General features: G+C 64.8%; 17 protein-coding genes and 2 pseudogenes. 11 read left to right on the top strand and 8 right to left on the bottom strand.

Features of this window, described 5'->3' with window-relative positions; all coding sequences use genetic code 11:
• The first annotated feature begins 478 nt into the window (after positions 1 to 478).
• Together IZR01_RS10510 and IZR01_RS10505 are read left to right on the top strand one after the other, a co-directional pair.
• Positions 479 to 1,261: an aminotransferase class IV gene (locus IZR01_RS10510; protein WP_194892068.1), complete on the top strand. Its 783-nt coding sequence runs from the start codon at positions 479 to 481 to the stop codon at positions 1,259 to 1,261.
• Positions 1,262 to 1,330: 69 nt separating this feature from the next.
• Entirely contained in the window at positions 1,331 to 2,269 is a 939-nt protein-coding gene (locus IZR01_RS10505) for an SUMF1/EgtB/PvdO family nonheme iron enzyme (protein WP_323746134.1), read from the top strand.
• A gap of 393 nt (positions 2,270 to 2,662) precedes the next feature.
• On the opposite strand, the gene IZR01_RS10500 is transcribed toward IZR01_RS10505, so the two are convergent.
• A complete protein-coding gene (locus IZR01_RS10500; protein WP_194892067.1) occupies positions 2,663 to 3,163 on the bottom strand; it encodes an ATP-binding protein in 501 nt (166 codons plus the stop codon).
• A 437-nt stretch (positions 3,164 to 3,600) separates the two neighbouring features.
• Positions 3,601 to 4,821: a helix-turn-helix domain-containing protein gene (locus IZR01_RS10495; protein WP_228553949.1), complete on the bottom strand. Its 1,221-nt coding sequence runs from the start codon at positions 4,819 to 4,821 to the stop codon at positions 3,601 to 3,603.
• 109 nt (positions 4,822 to 4,930) lie between these two features.
• On the opposite strand from IZR01_RS10495, the gene IZR01_RS53120 reads away from it, so the two are divergent.
• Together IZR01_RS53120 and IZR01_RS54150 are read left to right on the top strand one after the other, a co-directional pair.
• Positions 4,931 to 5,539 (top strand): HAD-IA family hydrolase, encoded by a 609-nt coding sequence (locus IZR01_RS53120; protein WP_323746133.1) that lies wholly within the window; start codon positions 4,931 to 4,933, stop codon positions 5,537 to 5,539.
• Between the two features lie 3 nt (positions 5,540 to 5,542).
• Positions 5,543 to 5,810: pseudogene (locus tag IZR01_RS54150) on the top strand (phenylacetate--CoA ligase); the annotation flags it as partial.
• 82 nt (positions 5,811 to 5,892) lie between these two features.
• On the opposite strand, the pseudogene IZR01_RS10480 reads toward IZR01_RS54150, so the two are convergent.
• From IZR01_RS10480 to IZR01_RS10470, 3 genes and pseudogenes are all read right to left on the bottom strand, one after another.
• A pseudogene (locus tag IZR01_RS10480) lies at positions 5,893 to 6,189 on the bottom strand (adenylyl-sulfate kinase); the annotation flags it as partial.
• 341 nt (positions 6,190 to 6,530) lie between these two features.
• Entirely contained in the window at positions 6,531 to 6,758 is a 228-nt protein-coding gene (locus IZR01_RS10475; RefSeq protein ID WP_228553948.1) for a DUF397 domain-containing protein, read from the bottom strand.
• Positions 6,755 to 7,633, bottom strand: coding sequence for a helix-turn-helix domain-containing protein (locus IZR01_RS10470; RefSeq protein WP_228553947.1), 879 nt, complete (start codon positions 7,631 to 7,633; stop codon positions 6,755 to 6,757). Before IZR01_RS10470 ends, IZR01_RS10475 begins: the two co-directional genes overlap by 4 nt.
• Before the next feature lie 250 nt (positions 7,634 to 7,883).
• Between IZR01_RS10470 and IZR01_RS10465 the strand changes: the two genes are divergently transcribed.
• The 4 genes from IZR01_RS10465 to IZR01_RS10450 all read left to right on the top strand — a co-directional run bounded on the left by IZR01_RS10465 (position 7,884) and on the right by IZR01_RS10450 (position 12,466).
• The gene (locus IZR01_RS10465) at positions 7,884 to 8,039 is read left to right on the top strand and encodes a hypothetical protein (protein ID WP_194892064.1); all 156 of its coding nucleotides are present in this window, start codon (positions 7,884 to 7,886) and stop codon (positions 8,037 to 8,039) included.
• A 76-nt stretch (positions 8,040 to 8,115) separates the two neighbouring features.
• Positions 8,116 to 10,677, top strand: coding sequence for a lantibiotic dehydratase family protein (locus IZR01_RS10460; protein WP_194892063.1), 2,562 nt, complete (start codon positions 8,116 to 8,118; stop codon positions 10,675 to 10,677).
• Positions 10,671 to 11,558, top strand: coding sequence for a phytanoyl-CoA dioxygenase family protein (locus IZR01_RS10455; RefSeq protein ID WP_194892062.1), 888 nt, complete (start codon positions 10,671 to 10,673; stop codon positions 11,556 to 11,558). The genes IZR01_RS10460 and IZR01_RS10455 overlap by 7 nt, the downstream gene beginning before the upstream one ends.
• Before the next feature lie 29 nt (positions 11,559 to 11,587).
• A complete protein-coding gene (locus IZR01_RS10450; RefSeq protein WP_194892061.1) occupies positions 11,588 to 12,466 on the top strand; it encodes a hypothetical protein in 879 nt (292 codons plus the stop codon).
• On the opposite strand, the gene IZR01_RS10445 is transcribed toward IZR01_RS10450, so the two are convergent.
• Positions 12,460 to 13,443: a thiopeptide-type bacteriocin biosynthesis protein gene (locus IZR01_RS10445; protein WP_194892060.1), complete on the bottom strand. Its 984-nt coding sequence runs from the start codon at positions 13,441 to 13,443 to the stop codon at positions 12,460 to 12,462. The two genes, IZR01_RS10450 and IZR01_RS10445, sit on opposite strands and share 7 nt — an antisense overlap.
• 162 nt (positions 13,444 to 13,605) lie before the next feature.
• Here IZR01_RS10445 and IZR01_RS10440 point away from each other — a divergent pair, with 162 nt between their 5' ends.
• The 3 genes from IZR01_RS10440 to IZR01_RS10430 are packed head-to-tail and all read left to right on the top strand — an operon-like array spanning position 13,606 to position 16,657.
• Positions 13,606 to 14,361 (top strand): class I SAM-dependent methyltransferase, encoded by a 756-nt coding sequence (locus tag IZR01_RS10440; RefSeq protein WP_194892059.1) that lies wholly within the window; start codon positions 13,606 to 13,608, stop codon positions 14,359 to 14,361.
• Between the two features lie 15 nt (positions 14,362 to 14,376).
• Positions 14,377 to 15,795 (top strand): MBL fold metallo-hydrolase, encoded by a 1,419-nt coding sequence (locus IZR01_RS10435; protein WP_323746138.1) that lies wholly within the window; start codon positions 14,377 to 14,379, stop codon positions 15,793 to 15,795.
• Positions 15,788 to 16,657 carry a thiopeptide-type bacteriocin biosynthesis protein gene (locus tag IZR01_RS10430; protein ID WP_323746136.1) on the top strand — a complete coding sequence of 290 codons (870 nt, stop codon included), beginning with the start codon at positions 15,788 to 15,790 and terminating at the stop codon, positions 16,655 to 16,657. Before IZR01_RS10435 ends, IZR01_RS10430 begins: the two co-directional genes overlap by 8 nt.
• 70 nt (positions 16,658 to 16,727) lie before the next feature.
• On the opposite strand, the gene alaS is transcribed toward IZR01_RS10430, so the two are convergent.
• Both alaS and IZR01_RS10420 read right to left on the bottom strand, forming a co-directional pair.
• Positions 16,728 to 19,406: an alanine--tRNA ligase gene (gene alaS / locus IZR01_RS10425; protein WP_194892110.1), complete on the bottom strand. Its 2,679-nt coding sequence runs from the start codon at positions 19,404 to 19,406 to the stop codon at positions 16,728 to 16,730.
• Between the two features lie 285 nt (positions 19,407 to 19,691).
• Positions 19,692 to 20,384: a GNAT family N-acetyltransferase gene (locus IZR01_RS10420; protein WP_228559167.1), complete on the bottom strand. Its 693-nt coding sequence runs from the start codon at positions 20,382 to 20,384 to the stop codon at positions 19,692 to 19,694.
• Between the last annotated feature and the right edge of the window lie 69 nt (positions 20,385 to 20,453).

Below are 20,453 nucleotides of genomic sequence, written 5' to 3'. Positions count from 1 at the left end.
ACACACGAAGCCTCACCGGCGGCAGAGTGCGGTGCCGCGCCGCTTGTCCAGCTGCCAGCATCGCCGGACCACTCCCCACGCCAGCCACAGACCAGCTCAACCGGGCCAGGGTTGTCCCACCATCGCGCGCAAGGCTCAAGGCCTTTCCCACGACCTCAGGACCGGCGAGGCCAACGGGCGACGACGTTGTCACCGTATCGAGGACCGCAGGAAAGCCCATACGGTGCTCGGCCCGAGAGAAGGGTGCTGCCATGCCCGCCAAATTCTCGCCAGGCGTCGATGCACGCTCCACAACGCACCCCCCTCGCCGCATTGACTGACGCTTACGGTCCACTTGGTCACCTTCCGTGTCCGCTCCAACGATCCCGCTGAACCGCGTGCCAGTGAACGCACCGCCATGGCCCCAGCACGGAACTTCCACGGAACTTGTGAAGATTGGCTCTTCGCCGCATCCTGCGCCCCGTGTAAGACTGCCAACGTGGCTGAGCTCAACGGATCGCCGATAGACGGCGAAGACCTGAAATCCTTGGCGCTGGTGAACTACGCGCACTTCACGTCCATGCGCATTGAAGCTGGCTGCCGCGTCCGCGGTTGGGACCTGCATATGCAGCGCCTGGCGCGGGACTGCATGACAGTGTTCGGAACCCAACTCGACACCGAGAACGTCCGTACGCTTGTCGCCCAGGCGGTGGAACAGCTCCAAACCCCGACAACGGTTCGAGTCACCGTCTTCGACCCCGGGCTGGAGATGGGCCGTACTGGCGCCAAGGCCAACCCCGACGTTCTGGTGACCACCCGGCCTGCAGCGACCCTCCCGCTGCCAGCACTGAAAGTGGCCACTGTGGCTTTCAGCAGGGAGCTTCCGCATGTCAAACATGCCGGCTTGATGGCCTCGCTCTACCAGAGGCGCGTAGCCCAGCAGGCTGGATTCGACGACGCCTTGTTCACCGAGACAAACGGTGATGTCACCGAAGGCGTGACCTGGAACGTTGCCTTCATCGACGCCGATCAGATCATCTGGCCCTCCGGGAATGTGCTGCCTGGCATCACCGCAGCTCTGATCGCCCGCCTCCACCAGCCGTCGGTGAGCGCCCGAGTCAACGCAGCCGAGATCCACGGGATGCAGGCTGCGTTCGCCACAAACGTCTCCTACGGTGTTCGCCCGATCGGGGCGATCGACGGCCACCAGTTCGACACCAGCCACCCGCTGCTCGCCGAGCTGTCCGAGAAGTACCTGGCCATCGAACCCGACCAAATCTGATCGCCGTCCGCGACTCCGCGGTGACAGTACGATGATTCGCGTTCGCGCTGTCATCGGGAGGGTCGTCGCGTGGTCGCGGTCAATCGCTGGACCGGGATAGAAGTCCGGGCGCTTATGCAGGCTGCACGCTTGACTTACGAGGGCATGGCTCACCAGATGGGCATTTCTAACCGCATGATCGGCAAGTGGGTTGCCGGCGGAGCTGACATCACGCCCCGCCCCGTCAATCAGCAGGCCCTGGACACCCTGCTTGCCCAAGCCCAGCCCGACACGCGACGCCGGTTCATCCAAGCGACTATGGGCATGAACTCGATCGTTTATGACGACGCCGATACCGATCTGATCGCCGCAACCGCAGAACGCCCAGTCCGCCGGCACCATCTCGACGGTCGGCCAATGACACTCATCGAGCAGGGAGTGTTCTTGGCCGGATCCACCGCACAGCCCGTATGGCTCTCGGCATTCTGGATCGACATCCATCCGGTCACCAACGCTGACTACGAACGATTCACCACCGCCACCGGCCGCACGCTGCCAGCACACTGGACCGACGGCCGGTTCCCGGAGCAGCTCGCTGACCACCCCGTCGTGTTCGTCACTTGGCACGACGCCAGCGACTACGCCACCTGGGCCGGAAAACAACTCCCGACCGCACACCAATGGGAGAAGTCGGCTCGCGGCGCCCGAGGCGCCCTCTACCCCTGGGGCGACCAGGCAACTCCGTTCAAGTGCAACGTCCGGGAATCCCAGATCAGGCACACCACGCCTGTAACCCGGTATCACAGCGGTGTCAGCCCATACGGCGTCTATGACCTGTGCGGAAACACGTGGGAATGGTGCTCGACATCCACTACCACCGACCGCTATGAGCTGAAAGGCTCGGCGTTCACCAGCCCATTCAGCCGAGCTCTGCCGTCGGCGTTCAATGACGCCAACCTCGCCATGCTCGACGACGACACAGGGTTCCGCTGCGTCACAACAGACCCCACAGATCTCCTCGGCTCGTAGCCCGTCAGGACCAGCAGGTGCGGCTAGGTGTTTGCCGGCGTCGGTGGGCATGATCATTACCTTGACTGTGAATGCCTTTAGCTCGGAGACGTTCACAGGATCGCGCGCCCTTCCTCAAGAGATTCGCAAATCAGCATTCGTGTGGTCGACGACCCGGCCTCGGGGCTCACATCGCGCACCGGGGGGCGATGCGCGGCAGGCCGGGCCGCTGGGAGTGCAGCTTCGGTGATTACCGCTAACCAGACCGCAGCTCGGGTGTCGAGTCGCAACGTTCCTGCCCGCGCCCGCGATCCTCGGACGCCGACCGTAGGCTCGGCTGCCATCCACGCAGGCTGATCCGCTTATAGCGCGCGTTGCTGTGCGACGCAGGGCCCAGAACAGAAGTCGTCGAGCTCATCGGACTGCCAGCGCCTCGACCGACCCGGTTGTTGATGACGTCAGGAAAGCCTCAGCAACCAGGGGGATCTCCACACAGATGGTCTTGCCATGGCCGTTCTCGTCGAGGGGGATGACGATGGTGCCGCCTGAACGCTCGACTAGCTGTTTGACCACGAACAGCCCCCAACCCCCGCTGTCATCGTCGTATGGCGCCGCCAACGCCTTCGGCTTGTCAGGGTGGTGGTCGTGAACGGCGATCCGAAGCAGTGACTCCGCGGTTAGGTCGATGCGAACCTCGGCATCTCCAGAACATGAGGCATGCCGGTGCGCGTTGGTGACCAGTTCGGAGAGGACCACGATGGTGTCATCGATGACGGCGTGTTTAAGGTCGATTCCCCAGAGGCTGAGGGTCGTCCTGGCGATACGCCTGCTCAGCGGGACGGACTCGGCACGCTTGGTCGGGACCGCGAAATCGACGAATAGCGGTCGCGGGGCTTCGAGCAAAGCGGTGGCCATCCCCGGTCACCCCCTACGCGCCTGGGGCGTCGAAGGTTGTGTCCTGCAGAGAGGCTCGCCTGCTACGCGTGCCCGTTGCACGCCTGGAGCCGGTCGCCGCTTCGGCGGTCCCGCCGTGCAGGAGCGCGTTGATCTCGTTACACATGGTTTCGGCGTCGCCGCCGGGAAGGATCAGCTCAGCATCGATCGCCGGCGCGTCGCTAGCGAAGGAGACGAGAATGGGGAGGGCAACGCGGCCAGCTTCGGTGTGGTGAATCGCGCGTCGCAGATCCCGCTCTACGCGGAGAGTTCCAAACTGAGTGCTGGCAGTAGTGTCCGTCACATCATCGACGGTAGAGGCGATCTGGGCCGCGGCCCCTGAATCCGATTCAGGGGTCAGTACCCTGATTTAAATTCAGGGTACTGACCTGAGCTGAAATCAGGCAGTAGCGAAACGGTTACTGAACGATCTCCATATGTCTGGCGATAGCACGCAGGTCAGGGCCCCACGTGGGCTTCTCGCGCCCCATGAGGTCCAAGACGGCCTGGCGCGCCAGAGGCGAGTAGTAGATCTCCTCGGGAGACAGATCCTTCACCTTCCCAAGCATGTGGACTGTGCCGTAGTCGTCGTTGACGATCCGATTGCAGTTGACGATCTCCAGCCAGTAGCGTGCCACCCGCTCCAACGGCTGACCCTCGCCGATCACAACATCGTCGGCGAAGCGCAGCGCTTCAGCGGCGTTGCCCTCCTCTGCTGCGAGATGGACGCTGTGCATCGCGACATTCGTGATACCAAAGCACGTATTCCACAGGTTGGCCTCGCCATCGAGTCGACGGGCGACCCGCTCTGCCCGGCGTAGCAAATCCCACCCGAGCGGTGCCTTGTTGAAACGGACCGCCGCCACCGCACCTTGCAGATGCAGTGCACCGAACGCCGCGATGTGCCCCTGCGAGGCTCCCTCACCCGGCTCACAGTGGGCGATCATCCTCTGTACCAGGTCCAGGCTGTCGTCGACCAATCCCGACGATGTCAAGGCGCACGCGATCTTCCAGGCAGCCGCTGCCCGGAACTCCGGATCCCCCGTCTCATCGGCCAGCAACATGCCTCGATCAGCCGCCTGCCGGGCGAGATCGAATTGCCCGACACGGCGCAACCACACCTCCATCAGGCTGTATAGCGAGATCAGGCCTCGAATGGCCTCAAGCTGATCGACATCATCGCCGGCGGCTCGCAGCGTGGCGTAACCGTTTTCGAGCAGCGCAGGCAGCTGCGTACCGACCTCGCTATACCGCATCCGCTTGGTGTCATAGACGGCGCGGGCCCCCGCAACCGCCGTGATGTAATCCCCGGTCTCCATAGCGGTCCCGAACTGCCCGAGCAGCGATGTGGGCAGGCTAAGGATCCGTCGGACTGCAGGAACTTGCGGATGTTCAGTCAACGAGCCACCGCCCCCCTGCAAGAACCCCCCGGTCAGATCCGCCAGGTCCACATGCAAGGCAGTGGCCAGCGAGATGAGCATCTTCACGCTGTCAACCGGGATCAGGCCGGCCTCGACCTTGTACATCCAGTTTTCAGTGCGACCAACCAGCTCACCCAGCGCCTTCTGCGACAGGCCAGTTCTCAAGCGGAAGTAGGCGATTCGCTCGCCGACGGTGAACTCTCTCGGCGGTGCCATCATCAGACCTCTTCGTGGCGGGACCAGTGTCTGCCCTCAGCGTAACTCGCCTCCGGGCCACCTGGGCGATACTTGAGTTTCCAACCGTACCTTCAGACTGGGGTTTGCGATCGTGGCACAGCGCGGGCTCATACTCGACTTCGGCGGCGTTTTGACCACGCCGATGCGCCGTAACGGTGAGGCATTCGAGCGCTCGGAAGGGCTGGAGCCCGGTGCGTATTTCCACGCGCTAAACGAACACCCCGAAGGCGTCGCCGTGTACGCGGCACTAGAAGTCGGCGACGTTACCCAGGAGTACTGGAACCAGGTGATCGGCCGACTCCTCAGCATCGATCCGACCGACTTGATGCGCCGGGCGCTGGCAAACCTGACAGTGGAGCCAGCCATGGTGGCCGCAGCGGAGAAGGCCCGCGCAGCTGGGGTGAAGACCGCCCTGTTGTCCAACAGCTTCGGTCTTGAGCCGTTCAATGTATACGCTGAGCTTGGCGTGCTTGGCCTCTTCGACGTGGTGGTGCTGTCGGAAACCGAGGGAGTCCGCAAGCCAGCTCCGCAGATCTACGAGCGCACGCTAGAGCTGCTCGGGCTCGCCGGCCCTGACTGCGTGTTCGTGGACGACCATGAAGCGAACCTTCCCCCGGCGGAGGCGCTGGGGATCGCAACGATCCATCATGCCGGCGATGCAGCGAACGTTGCCGCACGACTGTGCGAACTACTGGGGTAGCCCGATCGCTTCTACCCCGAGATCATGGACCCGACCACGGCAGAACTCTGCCCGACGGCAAACACGGCGAGCTGGTCCTCACCTCACTTACCAAGGAGGCGATGCGGTCATCCGCTACTGCACCGGCGTCCTTCCCGGTACCGCCCGACCAGCCTTCCGCCGGATTAAAAAGGTCACTGGCCGCAGCGACGACATGATCATCCTGCGCGGAGTCAACCTCGTTCCCAGCCAGATCGAGGAGATCGTGCTGCGCACCGAAAACGTCATCCCCCCAGAGAGTCTGGAACGCTCAACCGGCAAGATGCGCCGCGTTCTGCGCGAGCAATAGCTCAGGTTCACGATGGTGATCATCGTCACGCGAAGCCGCGCTCAACAAGCAATCCGACCAGCGCGTCCGCAGATTCGCTGACTGTCTGCTCGTGCGTAGGGGTGCGCAGGTCCGGTTCGATGGGGATCTCGTAGGGGTCGTCGACGCCGGTCAGGCCGGTGAGGCGCCCCGCGGTCTGGGCGGCGTACAGGCCCTTAACGTCGCGGCCCGCACAGACTTCGAGTGGTGTGGCGATGTGCGCCTCCAGATACGGCGAGCCGGCTGCGGCGTGAAGCTCGCGGACCGCGGCACGTGAGGTTGCGTACGGTGCTATGACCGGGACCCCTGGACGCGTCCTGGTCCATGGCGATGGACGGCACGTTCGCATTTCGACAACTGCTTCCCGGTCGTGCCGACGAAGTGGTCACCCGCACGCTCGCGCGATCTTGGGACAACGCCGATGCTCGCACGGGCAGCCCGCCCTGCCGTCCGAGTCGGGCCAGCGGCCGGGTCAATGCCCCGTTGCCGGCGCCGATTTCCAAGAAGGGCCCGGTGGTGTCTGCGATGAGGAGTTCGATGGTGCTGATGGTTGCGGATCTGCGTGCTGTCCGCTTGGCGTGCGTGGCGGCTCGACAGGCCCGAACCACCAGCCCGCCCGCTCCGTCGCACCACCCGAGCCCATCCTTAGTCGAACTGACCGTCTGCGACCCCGTGGACGAATGCCACCCATTCGTCAGCGCTGAAGACCAGGGCTGGTCGGTTTGGGCATACCGAGTCTCGTAGTGCTTTCGCGCCGTCGGGGAGGTCGGCGACCTCAACACAACTCCCCGTGTCGCTGCTGTAGGTGGACTTTTGGAACTTGAGGCTGCTTTCCAGCAGCTCGTACGCGGCATAGAGCTCTTCCTTGCTCAACTCAGCTTCTCCATCCTGCTCGCGATGAGTTCGACCGACTCAGACGGCGGCATGGCCGCGGCCCGAAGGTGATCAAAGATTCGCCCGACACGCCGCAGTTCAAGATCGCCGTCTCGAATTAGGCTCGTGCCGACGGTTTCCAGGAAGGCGATCGCAGTGCTTGAGGGTTTCGGGAAGTCGTACCAGATCATGCCGCCGGCGTAGGCTCCTCGCTGCTTGGCGGAGAACGGAATGGCCAGTATCGTGACGTTCGGTCTCACGGCCAGGTCAATGAGGTGCTGCATCTGGTCTCGGAGCACGGCCACGCCGCAGAACCGGAACATGAGCGCGGCCTCCGTGATGATCGCAGTGAGCCTCAGGGGTTCCTCCTCCTCGGCGAAAAGCCGCTGTTGGCGGCGCAGACGGATCGCCACCAGCGCGTCGGCTTGGTCAGGGTCGTGGACCGTGGCACCCCCCAGGGTGACGGAGCGCGCGTATTCGGGGGTCTGGACCAGGCTGGGCATCAGCAGGGGCTGGTACTCGAGCATCTGCCGGGCCTCGTGCTCCCAGGCAATCTGGTCGGCATAGGCCGGAGTCAGAAAGTCGCCGTATGCCAGCCACCATCGTTCGCTTCGCCCACCATGGGCCATCTGGCGTAGCTCTTCGCGGCCCTCCTGAGGCACGTCGTACAGGTCCATGAGCAAGAACAGATCGCGCTGGGTGATTCCCGTCCTCGCCAGCTCGATCCGGGAGACCTTCGCCTTGTTCCAGCCCAGTTCGTCCGCTACCTGCGGCATACTCAAGCCGGCTTCCGTTCGGTAAGCGCGTAGCCGCGTACCAAGTTGCCTCTGCGTGACCCGTGAGCTGATTGGCACGACTACACTCCGTCTGCTCATGCCCGCCCGAGAGGTGGCTGACACCGGAAAAGGTAAAGGCTTCGCAAACTATCTGTCAGTTGCACTTGCGTGCCACAGTGTAACAACGCAGGCTACTGATACTACCGAAAGCCCGCGATTGATCACCAACAGCTACGAATCGTTGGTGATGCCGTCCGCACCACGACGGCCCAAGGCGGGGATCGCCGGGCTCGGTACACGAGTCGGAATGACTCGGTACGCACGGCACCACTTCGACGAAGGAGGAGTTATGGCGGACACCGCACTCGAGCTCGAGGTAACGCCCGAAGCACAGGACACCACCAGCACCTCGCAGGTCGGCGACTGGGAGGTCGAGGAGGTGCTCGCCCGGTTCGACAAGGTCGGGCGCGACACCAAGGCGGCCGGAACGACGGCCTGCCACTAGTTCCGAGCCATGGCCTCGGCCCCTGCGCGCAGGGGCCGAGGGTCATTTTCCGCACCTGGAAGGGGGTGGCCGGATCGTGGGGACCAAGCTACGGCTCTCCGAGGTGGTGTTCCTGAGGCTGTCCGCAGGCCGCCCGGAGTGGCTGTCGGAACTGCGTTGGCCGGAAGAAGTTCTGGTCTTGATGGAAGACAGGCGCCGCCTTGCCGCAGACGAAGCGGACGCCGAATGGACCCTTGGTGTCCACGCTTCCGCGTTTTCGCCCCAGGATTGGGCGAGTCTGCGGACCTGGATGAAGCGAGCAATCGCCCGGACCTCCGCCGGAGGAACGCCCCGGCTTCTCCTATCCGACGATGCTGCTCACCGCGCATTCCGGAATCTGATCGACGCCTCCAGGCGCCGGGCAGCTCTGGACGCTCGGCTCCACGAGACGATCCATGCCTGCGAGCAGGAGCTTCAGCAGACGGCGTTCCAAAGGATCGACGACCCCCAGGTCCAGTTGATCATTGCGAACGCCAGTTCCGACTTCACCGCCACGATCTCGAAATCCGCATACGGCGACCTCCTCCAGAAGGATCGACGACGGCTAGCTCGCACACTGTGGGCCCTACTGGCACGCAGCGTGTACAAGAGCTGTCCGCTGGCGTTCGTTGCCGACACCGGCGTGCTCCTTCTGCACGGCGGAGATGAGACCCGACTTCGGGTCGGCGCCACGCCGTACCTAACGGCCCTGCCGAATCAGGAGCTAGCCAACGAGCTCATCCGGAAGCTGCGCCCGCTGGATCGGTATCTCGTCGACGGCAAGCGCAGGCTGCACCTCAACGTCAGCGCCATCCTCGACGGCCAGCAACTGCGGATCTGGCGATCGAGGCTCGAGGGTTCTTACGTCCACGAGAGCCTGGCAAGGATACGTCTGCCACAGGCCGCGGTCGAGGTGCTTGCCAGTATCCTAGATCCAGACTCACGGCACTCCGACGCCGTCGCCGGCCCTGCTGCTGACGTCGTGCGCAAGCTGGTAGCCGAACAGATCCTCATGCGAGAGGACCTGGTGACCCCAGCCGACGGCGATCCGTGGACCACCTTGGCTGAAGCCGTCGCCGACGCAGCCAGCGAGAGCATCACTGATCTGACAATCCAGGTCGGAGAGACTGAACGCTTCTGGCGGTCCTACGCGTACCCGCGGCCGATCACCGACAGCGCCGTGGGGACAGTCGCCACGGCGCTGTCCGCTGTCAGGCGACTCAGCACCGCGACGATCGGACCAGACAAGATCGCCAGCGCGAGCGTGTCGGTGGACACCTATCGCCGCGTGCAAGGCGACATATCAAGTGATGATCTCGCAGGCGTGCGACAGGCGGTGGAGCAGTACTTCGCCCTCGGGGCGCTGGTCTACCCGATGACGCCCACATATCGGAAGCGGCACGCGTTCATCGACTTCTTCCGCGCAAAATACGGCGAAGATCGTCCGGTGAGCCTGGAGTCCATGCTCGTCGACGACTGGACCGTCGTTGACCGGACGCTGTCATTCCTGCTCGATCCCGGAGACTCGCCGATACATCCGGACAGCGATCTGGTGTGGCCGGAGCCTTCGTTCGACGACGCTGTGTACAGCGCGTTCTACAATTCGCTGCTGGAAGCCGCCGCGTCCGGGCGGGCGAGCTTCGACATCGAGCCAGTTGATATCGACGACATCGCAGTGCTCGGCCAGTGCCAGTCGGTGATGGACGCCGTCTGCCGACTCGGTCGAAGCGACGACGGGCATCTGGACGTCTTCGTCGAGTCCGCGACGTTCTCCGGCCGTCTGGTCGCGCGGCATCTCCGCGCCGTCAGCGGCCTAGGGCCGGACGCGCGGGCTGCCGCCGAGCGCTACTGTCTCGACGGCCGGGAGCCGGGCAGTTCGACTTCGGTTGTCTCGGCGGGGATCCTCGCGTCCCACGCAGTGCCCCGGTTGCAGAACTTGTCGCGTGTCGCCGTGGACGGACGCCCCATGTTGGCACTGTCCGAGCCGGCTCCTGCGATGCCTGCGGAGATGCTGATCAGGTACGGCGAACTGAGCGTTCGCCTGGACTCCGCCAGGCAGCGGCTCGTCATCACCCGAGGCCATGAAGGCCCCGAGGTTGTGTTCTCCTGGTCGAGCCCGCTCAGCCCGAGCTTCAGCCGCAGGTTGCACTTCCTGCGGTTCCTCGCCCTCGCTGCCGAGCCGGTGATCACGGCGCCGCGGTGGCTGGCCTCGGAAGCGCTCCGAGGCGGGAGGATGCCTCGGACCTCCGTCGGCCGCTTGGTGCTGTCGCCGCAGCGATGGGCGATTCCCATCGAGACGTTCTCTCCCTGCCGGAACGCGACAGGCGCTCGGAGGCACGTCGCCCTCCATTCCATACGCAGCGACGCCGGACTGCCGACCGAGGTTTTCGTCTACACAGCCGGCGACACTCGGCCGACGTTCGTTGACTTCGATACGCCCTTCGGGACCGACGTCTTCCTCCGGCTGGTTGACCAGGCGGTCCGCAGAGGATCCAGCACGATGCTGGTCGAGGAGCGCTTCCCCCAGCCGGGGCGAGAAGTCGTCGACTCGCCGTCAGGTGTCGCGTCCGCCGTCTTCCAATGCCTCATATCATCCGACTCGAAGGGACGATCATGCTGACTGACGAGCAGCTCAAGCACTACCACGAGCATGGGTACGTCGTCGTGCCGTGTCCGTTCGACGACGATGATCGCGACCACCTGATGGGCCTCGCGATGAACAACGTCGACCTCTCCAATGCCGACGGGGTCCGGCTCTCACGTCTGGACCCGCGATACACGGTCGCCGACTCCCACGCGCGCACCCTCGCCCTGTTGGAGCGCCCCGCGCTGGTCGAGGCCGTGACGGAGATCTTCGGCGGCCCGGACTTCCGCGTGCTGATGGCCAACTGGGCTAACCGCACGCCGGGGATTAAGGCGCTGATCAACTGGCATACCGACTACCAGGAGCCGCAGCGGTCCCTGGGCAGTCGGGTCGAGGTCTCGTGGTACCTGACCCCAACGAGTCCGGAGAACGGATGCCTGCGCCTCATACCCGGCAGCCAGAACCGCCCGACGAGAGACACCGTCAAGGAATTGATCAACGCGGGCCGCGGCCAGGCGACCCACTGGCGATCGTGCCAGACCAGGCATCCCGACGAGATTTCTCTGCCTCTCGGGGCCGGAGACCTGCTCATCCGCAACGGGTTCATCTGGCACTGCACCTTCGAGAACACCACCGACGAGATCCGCTACATGTACGTGTGGAGCTACGCCCCGCTCGCGGACACGACGATGCTGGTCGACTACGAACTGTTCTTGCCCACGGCGATAGTCGAGTCGCCGACACCTCTGCAACGACGCCTGTTCGCGCTCGACGAGGAGTACAGGGCGTCGCTTCTCGACCGATTCGGCCAGCCTGTGACACCGCTGCGAGTCAGGCTCGGCTACGAGGCGGACCGCGAATGGCGGGCGTCGAAGTACTACGTCGACAGTGAAGACACGCGCGTCGAGAACCTATGATCCCGTCCTGCTATCCGCGCTATGTCAGGGTGCGAGTCCGGCCCGTACGGGGGTTCGGGTATCTCGGCGATCGCGACTCGTTCCAGTATCTCGTAGCGCTCGGACGGAGCGTTCCAGGCGGGGCGTACCTGGTCGACGCTGGCGACGCCGCCACGGAGGCGGCGCACGCGCAGGCGCGACGAAGCCAGGCCGGCGAGCGCTACACGCGGGAGCGTCTGCAAGCGCCACGATTCACCTACTTCGACGAGATCTCGAACCACAGCGACGACACGCATACGCTGGCTGGCGGTCCGTTCCTCGATCTCATCGTCGGCGGCGAATCCAGCTTGGACACCTGGTATCGGCGCTATCACGATGGCCACGACAAGCGGGTCGAGGTCTCGATCCATGACAGTCCGCTCGACCTTCACTGCCACACTCCGCTCAACCAGCGGCTCGCCCCGGACGGCATGCGGCTGTGCCGGGAACTCGTCGACGCGGCGGACACACTCATCGCGGCGTTCCCCGACGGCACCGCGGCACCTCTGCTCGCAGCGGGGTGCTTCATCCGTCTCGTTGACGCACTCGAGCTCGACGGCGAGCAGAAGGGCAGGCTGTGCGACCACGGCTTCAAATACCTCTCCCAATACCTGGAGTGTTCGAGTACCGCGACGCCGTCAGATGTCCGAGCCCGGCGCGTCGAGCAGGTCAGGGAGGCGGCTGACTTCGCCCGGGCGGCCCTCAGTACCCGGCCCGGGGCAGGCCTGCGGATTGGGCTGTCCGCCGACGACGACAGGTTCTTCTTCCCGGAGTCGGTGTGGCTCCAGTTCCACTGGCTGGTCTCGTCGCTCCCCGTCGGCCTCGTTCAGGAGCTCGCGCTCGCAGAAGCCCTCAGCACGTGGGTCAGCAGCGGAGACGGCGATCAATGAGGCGCCGAGATGTGGGCAGGCGTGCCCGGACGGGCTGCGAGGACTTCGGCGATAGCTGCTTGACGCGCAGCGGACAGATCGGCGCGATTCCAGTGGAAGACGATCACGAATACGGCGGCCTCTCGCGGCCCGACATGTGCGCTAGGTCTCGTGAAGTACTCAGCCTGCCAGCCGCGACACACGTCGGCTACCGCTGCCTGATATGTCTCGACGATTCCGCGGGACTCCGGCTCCAGCAACGACAGCAGCCGTGTCGTGTCGTTCCACGTACCGTGGATGCTCGGGCCCAGCTGCTTCCCGGCCTCTGCGAGCACCTCGCCGTCAAGGCGTCGTCCTGCCTGCCAGCGCAGCCGGTCCCACACGTCGAGATCTTCCCAGCCGGAGATCCCCAGGCCGTCGAACAGCGCGCGGATCATGAGCAGCGACAGCGCCCACGACGGGCCGACCGCATGGCTCTGGCAGTGGAAGTTGAGCCAGGCGAGCGAGTCGGCGGTGAAGATGCGGTGCACGCTCCGCATCGACACGGGGCCGCCGAACAGATGGCTTTCCGGCTCGTAGACCGCCGGGGCCCAGGCGGTGACCATGTCGGCTTCTCGCCAGGCGAGAAGCCGCTCACGGATCAGCTCGTCGAGCGCGCGACGCCGATCGACGTGGACCTGGAATCTCAAGCGCAAGCCGGGGGGCTTGTGCATGAAGAAAAACTCTTCGGCGCCGCCTCCGCTGAGCAGATCCCCCGCCGTGTCCAGCACCGCCCTGTAGACCCGGCCGCGGGAGGAGGGCGGGAACGTGACTCCGTACTGCAGCCAGACCAGCTCGCCGGTGGCCGCCCGCAACGCGGGAACACCGCCTCCCAGCAGCGCATCAATCAGTCGCGCGGTGTCAGCGTCAACGGCCCCTGCCTCGCGCTCGATGGCGGCGGCAGCTTGGACCAGGAGCTCGGAGAGAGTGAGTCGCCGGCCGGCGGCCGTGAACGTCATCGAGTGGAGATCGTCGTGCGTCCAACCCTCGGGTGCGGGTCGGCGGGGCGACCTGCCGAGGTCCTGACCCGGCATCGATGCCCCTTTCCTCCGATGACCCGACGAGCACACACCATCTTGGCAGCGACAACCGGTCGCCGCCGCCGAACGGCGAGGTGACACATGAAGGATCCGGCACAGTACGGGCAGCAGTGGGCCGGGGTCTACGACCGCCGCAACCCCATTGACGACTACGCTCAGGCCGCAGCAGAACACCTCCACTCCCTGGCCGGAAAGAATGCCGCGCTGGAACTCGGAGTCGGTACCGGGCGAATCGCCATCCCGCTGGCGGCACTGGGGACGAAAGTCCACGGCGTCGACGTGTCGCCGGCGATGCTGACCCACCTGAGCGAGCGGCCTGGAGGCGACCGGGTCACAACGTCGCTCGCAGACATGGTCAACGACAGGATCCCGGGCGACTTCGCGGTGGTCTACCTGGCCTTCAACACCCTGTTCATGGTCTTGGAGCAACGACAGCAGGTGCAGTGCGTCCGCAACGCCTCCACCCACCTGCGCCCCGGTGGTCTGCTCGTCATCGAAGCGTTCGTGCCGGAGTTCCAGCACTACACCGGCAGTCAGGCCACGCGCACTGAGCACCTGCTCGACGACGAGGTGTGGCTCCTTACCTCCAAGCACGACGCGGTCCGACAGGTCATTCGGACGCAGTCCATCAGGATCTCCGCCGACGGCACCGAACTCCGACCGGTGGATCTTCGATACATCTGGCCCTCGGAGCTCGACCTCATGTGCCAGCTGGCGGGCCTGCGGCTTCGCGATCGCTTCGGAGGCTGGCAGCGCGAGCCCTTCAACTCTCAAAGCACGCACCACGTCTCCGTCTACGAGTTCGAGTCAGACGACGCCTGCTCCGTGGCCGCCTAGACCGAATCTGCACTTATCCTCCGTTCACCCGGGAGGTCAGCCATCAAGATCACAGCGCTGGGCCACGCGTCGTTCCTCATCGAAACCGCAGCCGGCACGATCCTCACAGACCCCGTCGCATTCGACCCCTTCGAGAGCGGTGTGAGCCATTCCTACCCCGAACGCGCCATCGACCTGTCGAAGCTGCCACCGATTAATTGCCTGGTGATCAGCCACCGACACTTCGACCACTTTGACATACGGACCCTGTCATCCCTTGATCGAGACACGGTCGTATTCCACCCCGCCTGCGAGCCGCTGATCGAACATGCGCTCTCCGAACTGGGGTTTACGAGAACGCGGCCCCTGGTGCCGTGGGCCAGGGCCCGAGCCGGGCAGCTCGAGATCATAGCGACGCCGTCGTGCGTGAGCTGGCCCGAGCTGGGGCTCGTCGTCCGAGACGGCGTCTCCACCCTGTGGAGCCTGATCGACACTGTCATCGACAAGGAGATCATCAGCACCCTTCGGGAGCACGTGGGCACGATCGACTGCCTGCTCGCGCAGTACAGCCCCATCCTGCAATACGAGCTGCGGGACGGCCTCGGCTCCAAGACGCTCGATGCCGGTGCGTACGACTGGCTGTTCGAGACCGTGAGACTCACGCAGGCCCAGATGGTGGTCCCCAGCGCCGGCGGCATCAGATTCGACAAAGCCGCATGGCAGAACGTCTACGGCTTCCCGGTGTCTCCGAGACGGTTCCTAGCCGACCTTGCCCATGCGGTGCCGGGCGTCACCAGCACGCACCTCGACCCGGGCGACGTCCTGGAGCGCGACGGCGAATCCTGGGCTGCGCGCCGGCAGACGGTCCCATTCGTCGCCATGCGGATGCCGTTCGACGGCTATCAGCAGTGGCACCACGACCCAGCGGTCGGCATCCCGGCCTTCGCTGACCTGAACCTACTCGGCAGTGACCCCGAGGCCGCCGGCCAGTACGCAACCCGTTACATAACTGAACAACTTGTCCATGACCTGCTCCATAAATCGAACGACGCGGCTAGGTCACGCTGGCGCGAATGGCGTCTGAAATGGCGCCTGGACCTCTACCTCCCGCCGAACGCGAGCGGCGCGGCTCCGGCGCCGTCGAGCTGGTGGGTAGACTTCGGGCAGGACGAACTGTCACTCACCCAGCGCGACGGTATCGAGGCCGATCTCCGGACTGTGGTGACGGCAACGGGGATACATGATCTAATGACCGGCCTGTGTCCGCCCTATGCCTACCTGTCCATGGACTGCACCCGCCACACTGCGCGGGTCATGCGGGCCACCCCCGACGGCGTTCAGGAGCCTGAAGGGGGCCTGCCCGAGCCGTTGCTTGCAGCGTTGACCGAGCCCCGAGACCTCGACGCGCTCTTCGTGGCAAGCGAACTGGAGAAGTGGGGACCAGGAAATCGCTGACCGCAACGAACGGCGCTGGTGGTACCTCAAGATCTACCTCGACGAGGACTGCGAAGCGGAACTCCTTGAGGAGTCAGCGGCCGCAATCAGCGCGGATCCCGTTTCCTCAGCGGTGGACCGTTGGTTCTTCATGCGCTACTCCGACGAGGCCGAACGTGACGTCGGCACGGGTAGTTCATCCCGGCCAGACACGGACACCCCAGGAACACATGTGCGCCTGCGAATGCAGTGCACGGCTTCGGCGTTCGCTGAGCTGCGCTCCAGGCTGGAAGCGATAAGATTCGGTACCGAAAACACCGCGGCGATTGTCGTGACCGCAGACTACGAGCCGGAGGCCGAACGCTACGGCGGCCCCGATGGGCTGGAGATCGCCCATGACGTCTTCATGCACGACAGCATCGCCGCTCTCGAACTGGTCCCCGCCGTCTTACGAGACCCGGTCATTGCGGCCGCATCGGCGTGGGGGTTTCTGTCGAGCCTGGGACTCACCGACGGAGAGGTCGACGTCCTCTACAGTCGTCGGTTCGCCAGGATCGCCAACGAGATGTCGATCACCGAACGAGAGCTCGCGCAGTCGGCCGACAAGCAGGTGCCGTCGTTCACCAAGCGGTGGCCCACCGCCCTGTCCGCCACGCGGGCCTTGACGGCCGGAAGACCTCACACTGCTGCACTCGCCGCAGCCGGCGATCGGCTCCGCGCCGCATCGGAGCAGGGACTGCTGCACAGAACCTTGATCGATATTGCAGTCGACCTGCAGCACATGCATTTCAACCGTCTCGGCGTCTCCTCGCGGAGCGAAGCATCACTGGTGATCATGAGCTGCCGGGCGATCTGTAACTCCCCGTCACGTGGACGAGGGTAGTGCCTGCTGTACAAGCGCTGATCACGCCGGAAAGTCCAGCGGGCCCCTCGACGAGGGGCCCGCGCGCGCACTACCTGTTTGCTGCCTCGCTCACGGACTGCTCGATCGCGACAAGGGCCTCCGGCACGGCCAGCGGGTTGGTTCCGCCGCCCTGCGCGATGTCGTCCTTTCCGCCGCCGCCACCACCGAGGATCGCCGCGGCCTGACGGGCGAGTTGGCCTGCCTTGATGCCGAGGTCCCGGGCCGCGTCGTTGACCGTGACCGCGACGACAGGGCGACCGGAGGAGATGCCGCTGACGGCGACGACAACAGGGCGGCCCGTGATGCGGCCGCGAACATCGAGTGCGAGCGTTCGGAGGTCGTCAGCGTTTTCCGCCTCCGGCACGTGGTGGGTTACGACCGCGACGCCGTTCACGTTGGTTGGCGCAGCAGCCAGTTCGCCGGCGACGATCAGAATCTGAGCAGCACGCAGCCCCTGTAGCTCCTTCTCGACCTCCTTGAGGCGGGCGACGATCGACTGCACCTTTTCCGGCAGTTCGTCGCTCCGGACCTTGAGCGCGTCCGAGAGCTGCGAGATCAGCGTGTGCTCGAGCGCGAGGTAACGGTAGGCATCGGCACCGACCAGAGCCTCAACTCGACGCACGCCTGAACCAATAGACGCCGTGCTCAGGAGCTTGACGACGCCGAGCTGACCCGACCTGCGGGTGTGGGTGCCGCCGCACAGCTCCTTGGAGAAGTCTCCGACGGACACCACTCGCACCTGTTCGCCGTACTTCTCGCCGAACATCGCCGTCGCGCCGATCTCACGCGCCTGCTTGATCCCCATGATCTCGGCGCGCACTTCCAGGTCTTCGATGAGGACTTCGTTGACCCGCTGCTCGACGTCGGCGAGCACCGATGGCGCGACAGCACCGGGCGTGGTGAAGTCGAACCGGAACCGACCCGGTGAGTTCTCGCTCCCGGCCTGGGCAGCGCTTTCACCGAGTGCCTCACGGAACGCCTTGTGGACCAGGTGGGTCGCGGTGTGGGCACGTGAGATCGCCTGTCGCCGCTCGATGTCGATCTTGGAAAGCGCTTGCGCGCCGACCGACACCTCGCCACTTACGACACGGCCCCGGTGGACGATCAGTCCGGTGATCGGCGACTGGACGTCGTTGACCTCGATTAGCGCGCCGTTGCCAAGCTGGATGACGCCGTGGTCCGCGAGCTGACCACCGCCTTCCGCATAGAAGGGCGTGCGATCGAGGACGATCTCGACCTCCTGGCCCTCGACCACCGCTGGCACAGGTGAGCCGCCGCGAAGGAGACCGCGAACCGTCCCCTCCGATGACGTGTCGACGTAGCCGGTGAACGAGGAGTCCCCGGCCTCCCCAAGTAGTGCACGGTATTCCGAGACGTCGACGTAACCGGTCTTCTTCGACCGGGCGTCAGCCTTGGCCCGTTCCCGCTGCTCCTTCATGAGACGACGGAACCCGTCCTCGTCGACCGTGAGTCCCTGTTCGGCAGCCATCTCCAGCGTGACGTCCACCGGGAAACCGAAGGTGTCATGGAGCTGGAACACCTTGTCTCCGGACAACACTGTCCCGCCGGCCGACTTGGTCTCCTCTGCGGCGACGTCGAACATCGCGGTGCCGCTCCGCAACGTCTGCAGGAACGAAGACTCCTCAGCGACCGCGACCTTGTCGATGCGTGCGCTGTCGGTCACCAGCTCCCCGTACTGGGGGCCCATGACGGCGATGGTCGTCTTGACCAGCTCGTGGATAGTGGGGTCCTCGGCGCCGAGCAGGCGAAGATTGCGGATGGCGCGGCGCAGCATCCGGCGCAACACGTACCCGCGGCCTTCGTTCCCAGGTGTGACACCGTCCGAGATCAGCATCACGGCCGTACGGACGTGGTCGGCAACGACACGAAGCGCGACGTCGTTGTGCTGGTCGGCACCGTACTGGGTCCCGGTCAGCTCGGCTGCGCGGTTGAGGATCGGCCGCGCGGTGTCGATCTCGTAGAGGTTGTCGACGCCCTGCAACAGCGTCGCCAGGCGTTCGAGCCCCAGACCCGTGTCGATGTTCCTCATCGGGAGGTCGCCGATGATCGGATAGTCCTTCTTGGCGGGCCCTTCGCCTCGGAGGTTTTGCATGAATACGAGGTTCCAGATTTCGAGGTACCGGTCGCCTGCGACGTCCGCAGCCGGCCCTCCCTCGGGCCCGAAGGCCGGGCCGCGGTCGTAGTTGATTTCGGAGCACGGTCCACACGGGCCAGGAACGCCCATCGACCAGAAGTTCTCCTCCATGCCGAGTCGCTGGATGCGCTCCTTCGGAACACCGACGACGTTGTGCCAGATGTCCGCGGCCTCGTCGTCTGTGAGGTAGACCGTGATCCACAGCCGCTCCGGATCGAGACCGTAGCCGCCGTCCTCGACCGAAGAGGTCAGAAGTTCCCAGGCGAGGGGAATTGCCTCTTCTTTGAAGTAGTCGCCAAACGAGAAGTTTCCGCACATCTGGAAAAACGAGCCATGCCTGGTCGTTTTGCCGACTTCTTCGATGTCCGTCGTCCGCACGCACTTCTGCACGCTGGTTGCCCGCGCGTACGGTGCCGGTACCTCACCCAGAAAATAGGGCTTGAACGGGGCCATGCCGGCGTTGATCAGCAGGAGCGTCGGATCGTCGGCAATGAGCGATGCCGACTCGACTACCGTGTGACCACGCTGCTCGAAAAAGCGAAGCCAGCGCTCGCGGATCTCAGCCGACAGCATTAGAATCCCCTTCTGGATGATCTTTCCATAAAAATCGATCACCATGGCCTGCCTGGCCATAACTGGTACATCCTACCGTGGTGCAGTCTCGGCGCCCCCACGACATGCCCCTCACCCCTGCGGCTAGACGGGAACCATCCCGCGGCCAGCGACACCCGTTCCGGAGCGGTTCGCTGCCCGGGAACCCCCTCGTCTCGGCTCTCGAGGGACGCGGGGCGTGCGTCCTCCACCGGCAGGGAAGATCGACTGACGAGATAGATCGTGCGAATTCAAGAACTGGATAGGTCAAGGCACGAGGCGCTCGTCATCCTTCGGCACTCCATCGTCAGTCAGGCCCATCGGAGGTAGGCATGCCTCAAGCCCGTAGATCTCCACCGGAAGGTTTCGGTAGCGCTCCCAATCGTCCCGGCTGAGGCGCAACCGCTGCGAAACGGCGGGTCGGCCGCGTACGACGTGACGTTCGATGCCGTCATTCTGGTAGCCGAGTCGTCGCGATACCCCCAACGACGCCGCGTTGTCCGTGTACGCCGACGACACGGCGTAGTGCGCGCCCAGCCCGGCGAAGGCCAGGTGAAGGACCGCCGCGCGCATTTCCGTCCCCAAACCCCGGCCCTGGAAGGCCCGGCCCAGGTATGACCCGCTACGCACCTCGCGGAGCACCGCGAATTGCTTTGCCGAAATTGACTGTGTTCCGATTACGTTCCCGTCCAGCTTGGCGACGAAGCCCAGCGACCAATCCTCGGCCGTCCACGATGCCCACCTGGCCCAGTGGAACTGCAGGTTTCCCAGGGCTATCTGCGCTGGGTTCTGATCGGTCCAGGCGGCGGTGAACGGCTGCACCGCCGGATCGTGGATTCCGCCGGCCGCGATGGCCGCCAGCGACAGCAGGTCCTCATTTGATGGGAAGTGCAGCTCAAGGCTCTGTGTCACCAGGCGCAGCCCGGTCAGCGGCCATACGCTCACGGCGTCCATTGGCATGGGTCCGGTTCTCCTTCGCTCGTTCTGACGGGGATGTCGGCGGCATTCATGACCGGGCCGGGTGGGCGG

The organism is Catenulispora pinisilvae (assembly GCF_015356865.1).
In the GTDB taxonomy this organism is placed as follows: domain Bacteria; phylum Actinomycetota; class Actinomycetes; order Streptomycetales; family Catenulisporaceae; genus Catenulispora; species Catenulispora pinisilvae.
Note: the sequence above shows the minus strand (reverse complement) of the source record. Positions and strands in the feature narration are given on the sequence as shown.